This is a genomic window from Paenibacillus sp. FSL W7-1279, from assembly GCF_037969845.1.
Lineage (GTDB): Bacteria > Bacillota > Bacilli > Paenibacillales > Paenibacillaceae > Paenibacillus_AQ.
Genome location: NZ_CP150215.1, coordinates 1,755,460 through 1,770,707 on the forward strand (window position 1 = coordinate 1,755,460; position 15,248 = coordinate 1,770,707).

Here is a 15,248-nt window from a genome sequence, read left to right on the forward strand (position 1 = left end):
TGGATCTTTTCAGGTTATGATAAACCAAACAAGTTTTATCTTTCCCTGTCATTTGCCGTATTATGAATATTTTTAAATTGGAAAAATGGACGTAATTCAAGACAAACGGGAGAAAATGAATGATATCGTGGGATAGGTTCCTTAAATTGAATAATGAAATTTTGAAATGATCCCGTTATAATCGAAAAAGTGATTATCGGACCAGGACAATCCTGAGAGTGGATTGTCAAACCACTATAATAGAACAGGAAGTGATCAGGACTTTGTTTCAATGGATTAAACAAGGCTTCTTTGGCAACTCGCGCAGGGATATTTTGTCAGGATTGACGGTAGCGTTCGCTCTCATACCGGAAGCGATCGCATTCTCCATCATGGCTGGCGTCGATCCCATGGTTGGACTCTATGCCTCTTTTGTGATAGCAGTCAGTATTTCATTCTTTGGCGGCCGTCCCGGCATGATCTCCGCAGCAACAGGGGCCATGGCGTCATTAATGGGGCCGCTCGTGGCGATGCACGGGATCGAGTATTTGTATGCGGCAACCATTCTTACAGGTATTTTGCAATTGTTGATGGGGGCGCTCAAATTCGGGCGGTTTATTACATTTGTTCCCCAGCCGGTCATCACCGGATTCGTGAACTCGCTGGCCATCATCATATTTCTGGCCCAGCTTCCGAATTTCAAGGGCGAGTCGTGGCCCATGTACTTGATGGTCATCGGAACGCTGCTTATCATCTACTTGCTGCCGCTGATTACCAAAGCAGTTCCTTCGGCGCTAGTTGCCATCATTGTGATGACCATCATCGCGGTGTGGTTCAAAGCTCCTGTGCAAACGGTGGGCGACATGGGCAACATTACGCAGGCTCTTCCGTTCTTCCACATTCCGAATGTAACCATCAGTTTGGATATGATCATGACGATATTGCCTATATCTCTGGCTCTTGCTGTCGTCGGGATGACGGAATCGCTGCTGACGGCGTCACTCGTGGATGAGATGACGGAGACCGGCAGCGACAAGAACCGCGAAATCCGCGGGCAGGGTGTTTCCAACGTGATCACTGGTTTCTTCGGCGGCATGGCCGGTTGCGCCATGATCGGACAGACAGTGATTAATGTCAAATCAGGCGGTCGCACCCGGTTATCAACGCTGGTATCCGGTGTGTTCCTGCTGTTTCTGATCATTGTGCTCGGTGATGTCGTGAAACAAATTCCGATGGCAGCGCTTGTCGGGGTCATGTTTATGGTTTCCATCGGTACATTTGAATGGGGATCGCTTCGCACACTTCATCGTGTACCACTAGGTGATGCCATAGTCATGCTGGCAACGGTAATCATCGTGGTGGCCACGCATAATCTGGCCATCGGGGTCATGATCGGAATTATATTAAGCGCGCTGAATTTCGGCTGGAAAATGGCAAAAATCCATGCCGTACCGCATGTGCAGCCAAACGGTACGAAGGTATACGAAATCCGGGGACAGTTATTTTTCGGAACGATGATGTATTTTGTAAACCTGTTTGACGTAAATGAGGACCCTGAGCAGGTCGTGATTGATTTTTCCAAATCCCATGTATGGGATCAGTCAGCCACCAATGCTATTTCCAAGGTATTGAATAAGTACAAGGAAGCGGGTAAAGACATCAGGCTCGTGGGGTTGAACGACGAAAGTCAGCGGATGGTTGATAAAGTCGGCCTTGCTTCAAGCTCCACACACTAGAGGTGTAAGGGATTGCTTTTAACCTTAGGGTTAAGGGCGATCCCTTTTCATTTGCCTGTATGTAATAAAAAATTTACAAACGGAACAGACGTTTCATGTTATATTGATTGTAAATGAACACGAAGTTTGTCGAATCGGCAAGACGGAGAAGATGCGGACTTTTATTGACTATAGACGGTTAGAGGTGCTGACTAGATGAAGGATATGCCCAAATCCATATTCCTGCTTCTGCTGGTGGTGCCGCTGCTGCTGATTATATCGACCATATCACCGGGAAAATCGGACGCAAAGAGTTCTCAAATCGTGATATCCGATTGGCAGTTTATGTGGGATAACGAACAACAGGAGGTTGTTTCGCCGGTCAACCTGCAGGGAAGAAGCTGGTTGGCGGGAATACCAGACAAGAAGGGCCCCCCCGAGTCAGATGGGGTGTATTCAGCATGGAATCGTTTTACTTTACCTGCTCTCCCTTGGAAACATTCGGCCATCATGATTGACCGCATCAAGGGACAGGATGTTGTGGCTTTCTTGGAGAATGAACAGATGTATGAAGCCAAGCGAGACTATATGTACACGAATCATTCTCTTCTGCTTCCGGTCCATCCGGATGATGCCGGCAAGACCGTTTATATATGGACGAACGGCGTAAAGGATATGACGTTAGGCATCGAAGGCGATATTATACTTGGCGAATATGAGCATTTGCGTGGAAACTTTATCAAGAAGGACCTGGAAGATTTCATATTGGGCAGCTCGTTTCTGTTTATTGCGGTGGTCATGTTCTTTTGCTGCTTGTTCCTCCCGAAGCATACGGTATCCAGCTGGCTGTCGCTTAGCGTGGTTATTCTGGCAAGCGGGGCTATGCTTATTACGTATTCACCGTTCCTATACACTTTCTATGGAGAGCAAGGCAGCGTGTGGGTCTCGGTGTTTGATATTTCACTCTTCGCCGTGCTGCCGGCGCTGTATTACTATTTTGAGAATATGTATGGCCCCGGGCCCTATCGAGTCATTCGCTACTGCCGAAGATTTCAAATAGCCTATTCCGTCATATGCCTGATATTTCTAGTTGCCCATGTGGTCAGCCATCATTCATTTTACGAGATCTACTATTTGGTTTCGGTGAAGATCCTGGGTATTCTGATTATCCTGCAGATGCTGCTGCTGGTCGGTACTACGATTCTGTATGCATCCAAGCGGAACAAGGACGCTTATATCTTTTCTGTAGGCTTTGGGATAATGGCGTTAGCGACGCTCGGAGATCTGCTGGCTTTTTATTACCATGACGGGGAATATCATTTCTTTTTATGGAAGTGGGGCATTATCGGACTGATTGTCTCCTTGATCGTCATGCTGGGCCGTAAATTCGTCCGCAGCCATGAGCAAGTGCTGCAGTATTCCAGGAAACTGGAGATGTTTAATAATGAGCTTCAGCGATCGGAGAAGATGGAGATCATCAGCGAGCTGGCCGCCTCAGTAGCACACGAGGTTCGTAATCCACTGCAAGTGACACGCGGCTTCATGCAGCTGCTGGCACAGAACACCAAACAGGCGGAGAAGGAGTATTTTGGCCTGGCGCTGAAGGAGCTGGATCGGGCTTCGGGAATCATCACGGATTTCCTCACATTTGCTAAGCCTCAATTAGAGAACGAGACCAAGCTGAATGTGTATGAAGAGTTGAAGCACGTAAAAGGCATCCTGCTGCCGCTTGCCAATCTTAGCGGAGGCTCGATCGAGCTGGATAACGCAAAGGAATTATTCATGAAGGGTAATTCTTCCAAACTTAAACAAGCGATGATTAATATCGTCAAGAATAGTATCGAAGCACTGGATGGAGAAGGGGTTATTCGCATATGGGCCTATGCCAAGGGAGAAGAAGTGGTCATTCATATCAAAGATGACGGCATCGGAATGGATGCTGCCGATCTTGAGAGACTTGGCGAGGCTTACTTCTCCAATAAATCCAAAGGGACGGGGCTTGGCTTGATGGTTACCATTCGAATCATCGAAGCGATGCATGGCACCATTCATTTTGTTAGTGAGAAGGGCAGCGGGACCGAGGCCATTATACGCTTTCCGGCCGTACCTGCTACGCAGGAATCGGAAGTATAAATGGAAGAGAGATACCATAACGGTGTCTCTCTTTGTTACATCTATAATAGAAAATTTTATCATTTTTCCGAATTTTAGAAGGTGGAAGGTTTTGTTGCATCGAATAACACAGTAAGAGTTTCACTCATTATAATGTTTGAGGTGCGTCAATGAAGTCTGGATGGAGAATCGCTGTGTTCCTGATCATCGTATTTACTTTAAGCCAGGGGCTCCCCAGGCTTGTCTTTGCCACCGAAGAAACGGCAGTTCGTGCAGCGATTAAGGAGTGGAGAATCCTCTGGTCGGAGTCCCGGGGGATACCAGAGAGCGTCCCCGTCCATATCAATGACTGGATGGAAACTTCGGCCGGTGATTCGAAGCCTTTTAAGCCGCATACCAAGGCATCCGCGTGGATTCATATGAAGATTCCCGAGATCGCATCCACATCCCCTGGCATTTTGATTGATAAGCTCCACGGACAGCAGGTTGCGGTTTATGCGAACCATGAGAAGATTTACGAATCTACCCGAACGTACAATTATGAGCTTAATTACATCTTGCTTCCTCTGCATCAGAACATGCTCGGCAAGGACCTTCACATCTGGCTGGAGACCACTAGAGATCATGTGACGATTGAAGGGAAAATCCTTGTCGGCGATTATCAGGACATGTTTAATCGGTTTATCAAGTCGAATTTAATGGACATCATTCTTGGGAGCGCCTTTATATTTATCGCATTGGTGATGTTGATCTGCGCTATTTTTTTGAATAGAAAATATTTGGTCGCTGTATTATCCCTTTCGTGCATTATTTTATCTGTAGGCATACTGGTGTTTACATACTCCCCGTTTCTTTATACGATTTTTAATCAATATGGAAATATTTACACTCACTTATATGACATCTCATTATTTATCTTACTTCCTTCGTTCAGTCTCTTTTTTGAAACCATCTTTGGACCCGGCTGGAAGGGCTTGCTGCGCAAACTCCGCAAGTTCCAGATATTTTACTCGCTGTTTTGCGGGCTGTTTCTGATTGTTAATCAATGGGGTTCGAATCAATGGTTCGATCTGTATTATTTCTTCTCCGTTCATGTAATGGGTATTGTGATGATCGTTCAATTTGTTTTGCTGGTCGGAAGCTCCATGTATTATGCCGTGAAGGGTAATAAGGACGCTGTTATTTTTAATGCAGGCTTTGCAATCTTCGCAGTTGTGGGCTTAAGCGAGCTGCTGCAATTTTTCCTCACCCGTGGCAGCTACAATCTCTTCCTCTGGAAATGGGGGATTGTCAGCTTCATTATTGCCTTGATTGTCATTCTGGGACGGCATTTTGCCAAAAACCACGAACGGATTCTTCAATACTCCAAGGAGCTTGAGATGTTCAACAATGAACTGCAGCGATCGGAGAAAATGGAGATCATCAGTGAGCTTGCAGCATCGGTTGCGCATGAGGTTCGTAACCCGCTGCAAGTTACGCGGGGATTCCTGCAGCTTCTAACTGGAAAAGCCCAAGCCACGGAACGCGAATATTTGGATTTGGCTTTGGTGGAATTAGACCGTGCATCCGGCATTATTACGGATTTCTTGACCTTTGCCAAACCGGAATTCGGCAAAGACACCGTGCTACGGGTTGCGGAGGAGTTTAAACATATCGAAGGCATACTTGGTCCGCTTGCCCACCTCCAAGGAGGCAGGATTACCGTTGATATTCCGGAGGATATTACGATTCGGGGGAATTCCTCGAAATTTAAGCAGGCTTTTATCAACATTGTTAAGAATAGCATCGAGGCGCTGGGCGAAGAGGGATTGGTTCATATAAGGTGCTATCGTCAGCAGGACCAGGTATTTATTCATGTTATAGATAATGGCGAAGGGATGGAGCCGGATGTGTTGGCACGGCTGGGAGAGCCTTATTTCTCCAACAAAACCAAGGGCACGGGGCTTGGTCTGATGGTGACCTTCCGAATTATCGAGGCCATGAATGGAGACATTTATTTTACGAGTAAAAAAGGAGTGGGGACGGATGCTGTCATTACGCTTCCCGCAGCTGGCGAATAATTCGCTAAGCTGCGGCAGCGCTTTGACGGCGATCGTCCCCACTCTTTGTGCCGATAACATCTATTTATGAAATGTCCAAGCTGTTATGTAGTCTTTACCAGATGGCTTTTGCTGTGGCTTCTGACTTGATCACGCCTGATGGATTCGGAGGAATGACCAGATACAGCTCGTTAGGGTTCTCTTCAAGCGTTCGAATCTCGATGTGGTCGGGAATCCGCACCCCAAGAACTTCCTTGATGGCGGATTTCGGATCGCTAAGCAATTTTGCCTTAAAGCTAGGATCCTCCCAAGCTTTTTGAATCAATTGTGTTTGAAAGATGGCTTCTGTCGTCATAAGAATCACCCTTTCAAATAAATTGGTTATTTTTTACTCTTAAAGAATACCATGGAACAAATATAAAATCTATTATTTTTTGCTTAGAATAGACAAGTAATAGTTTAATCCGCCAAAAGAAAGGGTTTCTTTACTGTTTTCGATATGATTTGCTTCGGCTTGAAGCTCGTCCACCATCGTTTGATGAAAGGAGATGAGATGGGGGGCGTCTATATCTACCGATAAGAGAAAGGCATGGGTCGCTGCCGCAATGTCTGCATAGGGCTTCAACGCGTTGTTGATATAGATGGCTTCTTGAACTTCGGCCATCGTCAGATTCGTGTCGCGTGGTCGTCCCAATTCCGATTTAATGAGAGACAGCAGACAATTGTAGCTGCCATCCGCAAGATCCTGTTTCCAATCGGTCCAATCGTCCATCATCTGCAAGGTAAGCAAAACATGGTTCATTACATCATTCGTTCGTGGAATGAGGCCTGCTTGATCAGATAAAAGCAATGCTGCCGTGCTTCCCAGCTTTACGGGAGCTGCCTTTTTTGCAACCATGATAGGGTTGTGCTTGAAGTAATCATCCTGGGTTTCATGGATAACGCCTTCCGACCATTCAAACGTGTAGTTTTTGAAATAAGACCAGAAGTCGGAGTTTGCTGGAAAATAGGGTTGATAGGATGTGAGAAATTCGTAATACAGCAGGTTAGCAAGTGCGAGATGATGTTTCGAATCTGTGGAAGACTGACTGTCATGGGGCGAGTCCATTATGTCGTCTTGAATGAAGTAGTATAACATGCCGATAATGTTGGCCGCTGAGAGGTGTCGGTATACATCGGCGGGGAGTTCGGTCAGTTCTTTCATCCAGAATGGAAGCAGATAACAAATGTAATTTTTGGAACTGTCCTGCTCGAACACGTCAAACTTTCTCAAGTAGGAAAGACCGATTTCATTCAAGGGAGCAGGGAGCTCGGATAACCTTGCTTCGCAGACAGAGAATGCGGCAGCAAGATCGTCCTCGAACGGCTTGAACCAGTTCATGCAATCACCAACCCTATTCTATTTTTAAGGTACAAGTGCTTACTTGCTATATTAACATGAATATTTATAAAGTTAAATATTACCAGTCTTTAAAACTGGATAATTATGGGGTTATTGGTGCTGCGGGGAGGCCTATTACAGACACTACATCAGTTTTTTTGTTTGATTATGGCGGCTGGCGTTTAAGTTAGGAATGTACAGCGATAACCGAAAATGACCATTAGGAGGAATTCATATGACTCAGAAAATTGTAGGAGCTTTTCGGACGGAGCAGGAAGCAACCCGGGCCATTGAGGAACTAAAGCAGCAAGGTTTCAGAGCCGATGAAATCTCTGTCATTGCCAAAGATCGCGGAGAATCTTCTCATATTCAGGAGGAGACCGGCACCAAGGCGCCTGAGGGCTTGGCATCCGGTGCGGCTACAGGCGGTGTGTTAGGCGGCGTAACCGGATTGCTGGCCGGCTTAGGTGCATTGGCCATTCCAGGCATTGGTCCGATCGTCGCGGCTGGTCCGATCGCGGCAACCCTTACGGGAGCAGCCGTTGGCGCCGGCGCGGGCGGATTGGTAGGCGGTCTCATTGGACTCGGAATTCCGGAAGAGCAAGCCGAGGAATATGGGGGCTATGTAGATGAAGGCCATATTCTGGTCATGGTGGATGCAGATGAAACGAACGGTGGCCGGGTATATGATATATTCCGCAGCAATAGCGCCCTTAATGAACATCATTACCGTGAGGAAGGCACCTATAGCGGTTCCGGTGCGCCGGTAGATTCACGCTCCGAAGCAGCGGCTGCCACCGAGGATGCGGTTCCGGACCCTAATCTGTATCAAGGTTATGGTGATGGTAATGGCGGTGCCATAAGTCCGGATCGGGATGAGATCTCGAAGAGACGGTAAAGGCCATTTATAGATATGGATTATCAATAACAACCCGCCCGGGATGAACCGGGCGGGTTGTTATGCGCGTTAGCGAGTGTTTACCGCTTACTGCGCAGTCTCTGTGCTCCCCTCGGCCCGTAACCGGGACCGCCGACAGGACCGTGTCCGTGTCTGGGACCACCAGGACCGCCTGGATGCCACGGACCCGGTCCGTGTCCCGGTCCGCCAGGATGCCATGGGCCATGTCCATGCCCGTGTCCAGGAAATCCGTGTCCAGGAAATCCGTGACCGGGATATCCCGGATAAAACGGAGGGAAAGGATAGATCGGATAATAAGGTGGATAGTATGGATAAGGATAGAACGGGTATCCGGGGAAAAGCCCTGGAATACCCAGGCTTGTTTGGGATTGCAGGCCTCTTTTTGGATGATGACTCAAGCCATGCACCTCTTTCTATCAGATAGGTTATTTCATCCTATGTGGAAACGGAGGTGAAGGGCACATATCCAGTTAAAAATAGGCGAACGACCATCGTTGGTATGAATAGCAGCGCTGTACTGTCGGGTAATAGATTCAGATCCATAACCAATTAAATAAAAAGGGTGCACATGACCTCCCCGCTAGGGGAAGGAATCAAATGCACCTTCAGTATCTGCGTCAAATATATTGAAGACCCGCTGTGTACGGGAGAGGGATAGGTTCAAAGGTTATGCTTCCGTTAGCCCGATAAGAGGATTCCGGATCAAACAGAATCGAGAGCAAACCCTCATCATCCAGTTCCAATACTTCATTGTTCAAGGCAAGACGGTAAGGACCATGCTCGCCATCTGCCTGAATCAACCCCTCTGGCAGCAGGGGAGCCAGCTGACGGAGCAGTTCCGGGCCGCTAACCAAATACACGGTCCCCTCATTCTGAATATATTCAGGCTTGATGCCGGCGGATTGGATTAACGCTGCCAGCTCTTTATCCTGCCATGGCAGCGGAACGGTTAGCTCTGACAGATTGAAGGAAGAGATCGCCTCGGCTATGACCAGCGCAGCCGCTTCAGGGCTTCCCCCCCATTCTACAAGGGTAGATTCTCTCGAAGGAGTCATCACAGCTCCGGGTACTGCGATGATAGCAAATGCAGTCAACACGCCGTTTTCTTCGGCGACAAGCACCTGCTGCTCGAGACGGATCACGTTGGAATAGGCGCTTGCACCCAGCAGATTGTTAAGCTCCGAAGCTGTGGTAACATAACCGGCTTCCCGCTGTTCCATGAGCTTTTGAAGGTGGAATAAATCCTGCGGCTGCATTGCCCGGATGCGCACTTGTTTTCCCGTTACCGCCCGTAAGGGCTCCATGACGGCCCGGTCTAGACGAAACCGGAGTGCACGGCCGAACAAACGGCTGCCTGCCCGGGTATACAGGGATCTTCCGCCGGAAATGAGGATTAAGGATGCCCCCGTAGCTTCGCCATGACGGATACACTGTTCCAGGAGACTGCCTGCGAGTCGCTGACCCCGGTATTCCGGATCTGTGCAGACGGAGCCGATGGAGTAGACATTTAAACGAGCACCGCGAGTTTGAATGGTAAATGGTACGAATCCCATGAATGAAACGAGTTTGTCTTGATCCCATGCACCGTAGGAATGGCTGATTCCCGGCGAGAATATCGGAGGAAAGGATACCCCCATAGAAGGCTGTTCCGGCTGCTTCAGAAATATACGGTCGGACAGCTCAACAGCTTGATGTAGTTGATCGCTTTTCATAATAGATATGTTCACTCGATTGACGCCTCCCCTATGTATGTCGCTTGTTACCAGTATAAAGTCATTGGGCGTGGAATTTCCAGTAAACGTTTGCAAATTTCTTGTCTGCCAGCTCCGCCGTTAATCTTTGACCGATGGAGTAGTTATTGTGTGCGAGGAAGCGATGATTTTCGGGTAATATAATGTACGAATTTGACGCACCGGAGGGATGAGCTTGCCAAGTTTTGTTGATTCCATGATTTTATTATGCGGCGCCTTGCTAGTGACAGGTGTATTGACCACCAAATTTTCTTCTCGCTTCGGCATGCCCGCCCTGGTGCTGTTTATTGCCATCGGGATGATTCTCAGCCGCTTCATTTATTACGATAATGCGGAGCTCACACAGCTGGTCGGCATATTTGCGTTGATTGTCATATTGTTTCAGGGCGGGATGCAGACCGATTTCAAAGAAATCAAGCCGGTTATGGGGACGGCCATTTCACTTGCAACGATAGGTGTGTTGCTGACAACGGTTGTCGTCGGAATATGCGCTGCATTCATTCTGGATATTTCGTTACAAGAGGGGTTGTTAATTGGTGCGATTGTTGGTTCGACGGACGCGGCGGCCGTCTTCTCGGTACTCGGCGGAACGAATTTGAAGAAACGGATTCGAATGACGCTGGAGGCTGAATCCGGAAGCAATGACCCGATGGCGGTATTTCTAACCGTATCCCTTATCGAATGGATCGAATACCCGGAACTGAATTTGATAGGTCTTATTTTTTCGTTCGTAATGGAGATGGGACTGGGTCTGGTTGTCGGTGTTCTTATCGGCATGCTGGCCGTATATGTGATCAATCGTATCAATTTCGATTCCTCGGGCTTATATCCCGTAACGGCACTGGGATTCGCCGTGATGTCGTATGCCGCCGCCGCTTGGCTTGGAGCCAGCGGTCTGCTCGCCGTATACGTGATGGCTTTGCTGCTCGGCAATACCGAGCTGACATACCGGAAGACGATTCAGGCATTTAACCAAGGTTTCGCCTGGATGATGCAGATCGTCATGTTTGTCCTGCTCGGGCTGCTTGTTTTCCCGAATGAGCTGTCGGAGGTTGTATGGCAAGGACTGTTATTGTCCCTGATTCTCATATTTATAGCCAGGCCGATCGGCGTGTTCAGCAGCCTGTTGTTTACCAAATTTGCCATGCGGGAGAAAATATTAATTTCATGGGCGGGCCTTCGCGGGGCCGTACCGATCGTCCTGGCTACATATCCCGTTCTGGCGGGAATCAAGCATGGAGAATTGTTTTTTAATGTCGTGTTCTTTGTTGTGTTGACCTCAGCGGTGATCCAAGGCACCACGATCTCTCCGCTCACGCAGATGCTTTCGCTGGTGGAGAAGGATAAAGCCAAAGCACCGACTTTATTAGAGTTAATGGCTCTTGGAAAAACGGATTCCGAGATCAACCATATTCTGGTGGATGGGGAGATGCCCATTATCGGCAAGGAGATTCAGCAGCTGAATCTGCCGGATGATATCCTCTTTACGGCTATTATTCGGGAGAAGCGGATCATTACGCCTAAGGGGAGTACGGTCATAGAGGCAGGGGATACGTTGTATGTGATGAATCCGAAGCAAAAGCGGAAGGAAATGAAAACGATCCTGGGGTTGTCTTAAGGTTACTTGAAGCCGGAGAAATATGATGCCTATCATAGCAGTTGATCTTAAAAATAAATTAGGATAGGAATAAATAGAAGGTAATTTCTTCATCCTATCTTCATCTGATAAGTTTCCGATTCCCTTTGCAAAAGAGACGAGAATCTGTTATGATTAATACAAGGATTTAGAATAAGTCTAAATACAATAACAAAGGAGACGATATAGATGAGTAACTTTACCCAACAAACACAAGGAACGACAACCAATGAACTTCAACAAATTTTGAACACGCAGGTAGCCAATTGGAGTTTGCTTGGCGTGAAGCTTCACCACTATCACTGGTATGTAAAAGGTCCTCAGTTCTACATGCTGCACGAGAAATTCGAGGAACTGTACAACACTGCAGCTGGTTATGTGGATGAGCTGGCAGAGCGGATGCTGGCCATTGGCGGCAAACCGGCAGCCAGTATGGCGCAATATCTGAACCTGGCCACGCTGAAAGAGGTTTCCGATGAAAACACGGCCGAGCAGATGGTCGGACGGCTGGTTGCGGATTTCGAGCAGCTTGCCGGCGAACTGAAGGCGGGAATCGAAGCCGCAGATCAAGAAGGGGACGACGCTACATCCGATCTGTTGACCGGCATGGTCAGCGATGTACAGAAGCATACCTGGATGCTGAATGCCTTCTTGGGTAAATAATTTCACATCTGTCGCCTGACGGATTGCGATAATAAAGAGGGAGATCGACCTGATGGGGTTGGTCTCTTTTTGTTAATCTTGCTTGTGATGTTGTAAGATTAAATTTGAAATTTATTGCGTCTTTCTTCAATTGAACTGCGTATACAGTTTATAGTTACTTTTAATGTTGGATAGGAGTAGTGAGGATGACAGAGATGGAATCACGACAACAGCTGGAGTCGCAGCTTCAAGAGATTTTGAAATGGGAGAAAGAGCAGAAGGATGTCATGTTCTGGGAGAAGCTCGGTAGAATTCCTTTCATGCTGCTGGATCGCCTCACGCCCAAGGCTGTTCAAGAGAAAATCGGAAACGCCTTGAATGAGGTAGGCGGATTTATTCAGAGCGGCGGGAAGCATCTGGTTCGCGAGAAGGCGGTTATGAACGTTCTGGCACAGGCAGCGGGATTGGACGGTCCGAATGCGGTTTCCGGCCCTTCCGTAAAGTCCGCTCAGGAGGAATCCATTGAAGATGAGAACGAAGAGGGGGTGGCGTCGACTTCCGGGCTTACGCTGGCATCTGCCGCGAAGCTGCCGCTCCAAGTCATGGATACTGCAGCGGATACGCTGACGGTAAAACGAGTCAAATTCGCCGCAGCGCAAGGAGCAGCCACGGGAATCGGGGGGATATTTACGATAGCGGCCGATCTGCCGATGGTGCTCGGTCAATCGCTTAAGGTGCTGCAGGAGATGGCGCTTTGTTACGGTTATGATCCGAACGATCCCCGGGAGCGGGTGTTTATCGTGAAGTGCTTGCAGTTTGCATCTGCCGATATCGTGGGAAAAAAAGCGGTGCTCGAGGAACTCGCCACTTTTGATGATGAACAAATGACAGAGCAGGTATTCTCACAGCTGCAGGGCTGGCGTGAAGTCGTTCAGTCTTATACCGATAACTTCGGGATGAAGAAGCTGTTTCAGCTGATTCCGATCGCCGGGATTGTATTCGGTTCGATCAGCAACAAAGGGACGATCAGCGATGTGGCCGAAGCGGGGAAAATGCTGTACAAGAAGCGGCGTCTGAATTACCGGCTTAAGAAAATGGAATATCCCCTGTAATCGTGTAGTCCTCCTGATAAAATGACAAAAAAAGGGGTTGCCCACCTTATGCGGGCAACCCTTTTTATCATCATTATAAATTTATGAAATTAGAACTGACATCATTCAGGAAAAAGGCTACCTATCGGTTGTCCACTTTTTCCGGATAGAGGTCATGATTCATCAGACGGTTTGCAGCGATCTCCTCGTATTTGGTCCCCGGACGACCGTAATTGCAATACGGATCGATGGAAATGCCGCCCCGCGGGGTAAATTTGCCCCATACCTCGATATATCTCGGATCCATCAGTTTGATGAGGTCATTCATGATGATATTGACGCAGTCCTCATGAAAGTCCCCATGATTGCGGAAGCTGAACAGGTACAGCTTCAAGGACTTGCTCTCCACCATCTTGATATCCGGAATGTAGCTGATGTAGATGGTCGCAAAGTCCGGCTGTCCTGTGATCGGGCACAAGCTTGTAAATTCGGGACAGTTGAATTTGACGAAATAGTCGCGGTAAGGATGCTTGTTGTCAAAGCTCTCCAATATGCCGGGATCATATTCAAACGTATATTTCGTGCCTTGGTTGCCGAGCAGGGTAACGTCTTCCATTTCTTCTTTTTGTCTTCCAGCCATATAAGGTAGCTCCTTTATTAAAATGAATAAATGCTCAATCAGGCGCAGCGTATTTTTTATTATAACGTCACACGCCGCGTTTATTGCCCCAAACGAGCGTGTGCAATTGCGGCAGGACACGCACATCGTTCAACCGGTCGGATTGCATGACGGCATCGACAAGCAACTCGTACCGATCCAGCAGATGGGAGACCAGCGAAGTGGTATCGCCTGTACCTACATCGGGATTGCCGGTCTGCAAATAAAACGGCACGTTCGGGTATCGCTCATGGACCGTTTCCGCATAGCTGAGGTCTTTATCGTCAAATACGACAACCTTGAGGCTGAAGGATCTGCCGGGCGCCCGAGCGGACAGCTTGGAGACGATATCATCGAGTTTGCCCCAGTCCGTATTCATACCTGAGCTTGGCGGCTTGGGGGAGATGGTGACCTCATCAATGTCATTCAGCCAATCCTGCCAGCGTGAACCTTGGGTCTCCACGGCAACGGTGATTCCATGTCGGTGCAGCTCATCCACAAGCGTGCCGAGCTGCGAGAGAAGAGCGGGATTGCCGCCGGACAGGGTGACATGATCGAAGCGCTCACCGCCCAGCCGGTACAGCTCTTGCCAGATTTCGTCTGCATTCATGCGCGAAATGGTGTCTTTGGCGGATCCGTCCCACGTAAACGCGGAGTCGCACCAGGAGCAGCGATAATCGCAGCCCGCCGTACGAACGAACATGGTCTTGCGGCCAACGACCATGCCTTCACCTTGAACAGTAGGACCGAAAATCTCCATCACGGGAATCGGACGGTCCACTGCTATGACCGGGGAGGAGGCAGTTGAATCGTTCTCAGGCTTTACATGCACATTATTCATCGATCATCCACTCCCGTCTGACCTCAGCGTAGCTGGTCGGCGTTTCGAACAGGCGAACGAATTCGGTTCGTGTGCCTTGTTGCTCGTGCGACTCTCTGCTGCGAAGGGATTCTTCCATTTTTTCAAACAGCCAGACCACCATGTTTTCCGCTGTTGTGTTCATTGGCGGCAGGGTCTCGTTCAAGTAACGGTGATCCAGATAAGGTTCAATGTCCGTTTTCCAGCAGTCCTTAATGTCCCCGAAATCCACGGTAATGCCCACTTCATTGGGAGTACCGCTGATACCAAAGACCACTTTGTATGTGTGGCCGTGCAGGTTCTTGCATTTACCCTCATAGCAATGCAGATGATGGGCAGCATCGAAGGTAAACTCCTTAGAGACAAGCACCCGCTTCCGATGGTAACGCAGGTTTCCGGCATCGATGTCCTCGCCAAGCTTCTGCAGATGCTCTACAATGCGGAAAGCCCCGGGCTCGCGGCTCAT

At 48.4% G+C, this 15,248-nt stretch carries 14 protein-coding genes; 8 read left to right on the top strand and 6 right to left on the bottom strand.

Annotated elements, in window-relative coordinates:
- The first annotated feature begins 263 nt into the window (after positions 1–263).
- From MKY82_RS07400 to MKY82_RS07410, 3 genes are all read left to right on the top strand, one after another.
- Entirely contained in the window at positions 264–1,715 is a 1,452-nt protein-coding gene (locus tag MKY82_RS07400; protein WP_071223508.1) for a SulP family inorganic anion transporter, read from the top strand.
- Between the two features lie 195 nt (positions 1,716–1,910).
- A complete protein-coding gene (locus tag MKY82_RS07405; RefSeq protein WP_339295832.1) occupies positions 1,911–3,827 on the top strand; it encodes an ATP-binding protein in 1,917 nt (638 codons plus the stop codon).
- A gap of 149 nt (positions 3,828–3,976) precedes the next feature.
- Positions 3,977–5,866 carry an ATP-binding protein gene (locus MKY82_RS07410; RefSeq protein ID WP_339295833.1) on the top strand — a complete coding sequence of 630 codons (1,890 nt, stop codon included), beginning with the start codon at positions 3,977–3,979 and terminating at the stop codon, positions 5,864–5,866.
- 94 nt (positions 5,867–5,960) lie between these two features.
- On the opposite strand, the gene MKY82_RS07415 is transcribed toward MKY82_RS07410, so the two are convergent.
- Complete coding sequence (locus MKY82_RS07415; protein ID WP_194541401.1) at positions 5,961–6,200, bottom strand: NHLP leader peptide family RiPP precursor; 240 nt, start codon at positions 6,198–6,200, stop codon at positions 5,961–5,963.
- A gap of 72 nt (positions 6,201–6,272) precedes the next feature.
- The gene (locus MKY82_RS07420) at positions 6,273–7,226 is read right to left on the bottom strand and encodes a hypothetical protein (protein ID WP_194541402.1); all 954 of its coding nucleotides are present in this window, start codon (positions 7,224–7,226) and stop codon (positions 6,273–6,275) included.
- Between the two features lie 235 nt (positions 7,227–7,461).
- Between MKY82_RS07420 and MKY82_RS07425 the strand changes: the two genes are divergently transcribed.
- Both MKY82_RS07425 and MKY82_RS07430 read left to right on the top strand, forming a co-directional pair.
- Positions 7,462–8,124: a general stress protein gene (locus MKY82_RS07425; protein ID WP_194541403.1), complete on the top strand. Its 663-nt coding sequence runs from the start codon at positions 7,462–7,464 to the stop codon at positions 8,122–8,124.
- Between the two features lie 76 nt (positions 8,125–8,200).
- Positions 8,201–8,569: a hypothetical protein gene (locus MKY82_RS07430; RefSeq protein WP_220686204.1), complete on the top strand. Its 369-nt coding sequence runs from the start codon at positions 8,201–8,203 to the stop codon at positions 8,567–8,569.
- A 193-nt stretch (positions 8,570–8,762) separates the two neighbouring features.
- Here the strand turns inward: MKY82_RS07430 and MKY82_RS07435 are convergent, their stop codons facing one another.
- Entirely contained in the window at positions 8,763–9,872 is a 1,110-nt protein-coding gene (locus MKY82_RS07435; protein ID WP_339222424.1) for a GNAT family N-acetyltransferase, read from the bottom strand.
- 193 nt (positions 9,873–10,065) lie between these two features.
- On the opposite strand from MKY82_RS07435, the gene MKY82_RS07440 reads away from it, so the two are divergent.
- From MKY82_RS07440 to MKY82_RS07450, 3 genes are all read left to right on the top strand, one after another.
- A complete protein-coding gene (locus MKY82_RS07440) occupies positions 10,066–11,514 on the top strand; it encodes a potassium/proton antiporter (RefSeq protein ID WP_194541406.1) in 1,449 nt (482 codons plus the stop codon).
- Between the two features lie 207 nt (positions 11,515–11,721).
- Entirely contained in the window at positions 11,722–12,195 is a 474-nt protein-coding gene (locus MKY82_RS07445) for a DNA starvation/stationary phase protection protein (RefSeq protein WP_220686202.1), read from the top strand.
- Positions 12,196–12,380: 185 nt separating this feature from the next.
- Complete coding sequence (locus MKY82_RS07450) at positions 12,381–13,286, top strand: EcsC family protein (protein ID WP_220686201.1); 906 nt, start codon at positions 12,381–12,383, stop codon at positions 13,284–13,286.
- A gap of 121 nt (positions 13,287–13,407) precedes the next feature.
- Here MKY82_RS07450 and queF read toward each other — a convergent pair whose 3' ends face one another.
- The 3 genes from queF to queD all read right to left on the bottom strand — a co-directional run bounded on the left by queF (position 13,408) and on the right by queD (position 15,248).
- Positions 13,408–13,905 carry a preQ(1) synthase gene (queF, locus tag MKY82_RS07455; RefSeq protein ID WP_009591586.1) on the bottom strand — a complete coding sequence of 166 codons (498 nt, stop codon included), beginning with the start codon at positions 13,903–13,905 and terminating at the stop codon, positions 13,408–13,410.
- Positions 13,906–13,972: 67 nt separating this feature from the next.
- Positions 13,973–14,683, bottom strand: a complete 711-nt coding sequence (queE, locus tag MKY82_RS07460) for a 7-carboxy-7-deazaguanine synthase QueE (protein ID WP_233355165.1) — start codon at positions 14,681–14,683, stop codon at positions 13,973–13,975.
- 73 nt (positions 14,684–14,756) lie between these two features.
- Positions 14,757–15,248: a 6-carboxytetrahydropterin synthase QueD gene (queD, locus tag MKY82_RS07465; RefSeq protein WP_220686200.1), complete on the bottom strand. Its 492-nt coding sequence runs from the start codon at positions 15,246–15,248 to the stop codon at positions 14,757–14,759.

Excerpts from the sequence above, each read along its gene's own strand:
- MKY82_RS07450 (WP_220686201.1), top strand. The coding sequence starts at position 12,381 with ATGACAGAGATGGAATCACGACAACAGCTGGAGTCGCAGCTTCAAGAG.
- MKY82_RS07445 (WP_220686202.1), top strand. The coding sequence starts at position 11,722 with ATGAGTAACTTTACCCAACAAACACAAGGAACGACAACCAATGAACTT.
- queF (WP_009591586.1), bottom strand. The coding sequence starts at position 13,905 with ATGGCTGGAAGACAAAAAGAAGAAATGGAAGACGTTACCCTGCTCGGC.
- MKY82_RS07425 (WP_194541403.1), top strand. The coding sequence starts at position 7,462 with ATGACTCAGAAAATTGTAGGAGCTTTTCGGACGGAGCAGGAAGCAACC.
- queE (WP_233355165.1), bottom strand. The coding sequence starts at position 14,683 with ATGGAGATTTTCGGTCCTACTGTTCAAGGTGAAGGCATGGTCGTTGGC.
- MKY82_RS07410 (WP_339295833.1), top strand. The coding sequence starts at position 3,977 with ATGAAGTCTGGATGGAGAATCGCTGTGTTCCTGATCATCGTATTTACT.
- MKY82_RS07405 (WP_339295832.1), top strand. The coding sequence starts at position 1,911 with ATGAAGGATATGCCCAAATCCATATTCCTGCTTCTGCTGGTGGTGCCG.
- queD (WP_220686200.1), bottom strand. The coding sequence starts at position 15,248 with ATGAGCCGCGAGCCCGGGGCTTTCCGCATTGTAGAGCATCTGCAGAAG.
- MKY82_RS07415 (WP_194541401.1), bottom strand. The coding sequence starts at position 6,200 with ATGACGACAGAAGCCATCTTTCAAACACAATTGATTCAAAAAGCTTGG.
- MKY82_RS07420 (WP_194541402.1), bottom strand. The coding sequence starts at position 7,226 with ATGAACTGGTTCAAGCCGTTCGAGGACGATCTTGCTGCCGCATTCTCT.
- MKY82_RS07440 (WP_194541406.1), top strand. The coding sequence starts at position 10,066 with ATGAGCTTGCCAAGTTTTGTTGATTCCATGATTTTATTATGCGGCGCC.